General features: G+C 29.4%; 1 protein-coding gene and 1 rRNA gene. One reads left to right on the top strand and one right to left on the bottom strand.

Going from position 1 to position 1,327, the window contains the following annotated elements; all coding sequences use genetic code 11:
• Nucleotides 1-372: 372 nt before the first annotated feature.
• Entirely contained in the window at nt 373-1,128 is a 756-nt protein-coding gene (locus tag KPL51_RS23035; protein ID WP_216166769.1) for an NAD-dependent protein deacylase, read from the top strand.
• A gap of 51 nt (nt 1,129-1,179) precedes the next feature.
• Here KPL51_RS23035 and rrf read toward each other — a convergent pair.
• Nucleotides 1,180-1,296, bottom strand: a 5S ribosomal RNA gene (rrf, locus tag KPL51_RS23030).
• Nucleotides 1,297-1,327 lie beyond the last annotated feature (31 nt).

Genomic DNA, 1,327 nt, shown 5'->3' with positions numbered 1-1,327 from the left:
ATTACTTCTTTATCTAAAGTAATTAACTGGTCTAACGAAATATTATTTCGCTATTTTACCTATTTCTCTGTTTAATTTTCAAAGACCAATTTAATTTGTTTAACGTTCATCACACTTGCGACGACAAAGAGTATTTTACCATAACAAAATCATTATATATTACCGCTATAGTCCATATTTTGAATTTATTCTTATTTTTCTCCACTATTCATCAATAATACTAGTCATATCTCATATTGATACACTAGGATAAGTATATAGTTTCTTGTCCCCTATTTTAAAGTTTTCTATTTTGTCATAACATCCCGTTTTCATATTAATACCGACTATCTATTGATTAAACTGTTATACTGTATTAAAGGAGCTGAAATTATGTGTTATGAAAGATTAAAAACAATTATAAAAAATTCTACTAATATAGTTTTTTTTGGAGGTGCCGGGGTATCTACAGAAAGTTCTATTCCTGACTTTCGTTCCAAAGATGGCTTGTATAAAACACAAACCGACTTAAAATTTCCTCCTGAAGTTATTTTAAGTCATTCATTTTTTATAAATAATACTGAAGACTTTTTTAAATTCTATAAAGCCAATATGATTTTCCCGAATGTAATACCTAATGATGCACATGTTACATTGGCTAAAATGGAACAAAAAAATAAATTAAAAGCTATAGTCACCCAAAATATTGATGGTTTACACCAAATGGCAGGTTCCAAAAATGTATATGAACTTCATGGGTCTGTTCATAGAAATTATTGTATGAAGTGTAATAAGTTTTTTAATTCAAGCTATATAATAAATAGTAAATCAATAATTCCTAGGTGTGATAGCTGTGGTGGAATTGTTAAACCAGATGTAGTTCTATATGAAGAAAGTCTAGATATGCCCATATTAGAAAGTTCTATTAAAGCAATAAGTATTGCCGATACATTAATTGTTGGTGGAACTTCTCTTGTGGTTTACCCTGCTGCAAATCTCATAAAATATTTTAGAGGAGATAATTTAATTCTTATTAACAAGTCCTCTACTCCTTATGATAAACAAGCAAATTTAGTGATTCATGACAGCATAGGAAAAGTTTTAAGTACATCATATGAATCTAATCCACTTCTCTTTAAAATAGTATAATAATTTTAAAGAAAATAAAAACCACTAAGTTAAACTTAGTGGTTTTTTGTTACCTAGCGATGACCTACTCTCCCACAAAGTTACCCCTGCAGTACCATTAGCGCATTAAAGCTTAACCTACCTGTTCGGTATGGGAAGGGGTGTTACCTTCATGCCATAATCACTAGATTGAGAATATAAATATTCTCTGAAAATTGCA

Source organism: Clostridium bowmanii (assembly GCF_018861315.1).
Lineage (GTDB): Bacteria > Bacillota > Clostridia > Clostridiales > Clostridiaceae > Clostridium_AD > Clostridium_AD bowmanii.
This window is presented reverse-complemented; position numbering and strand designations above follow the sequence as displayed.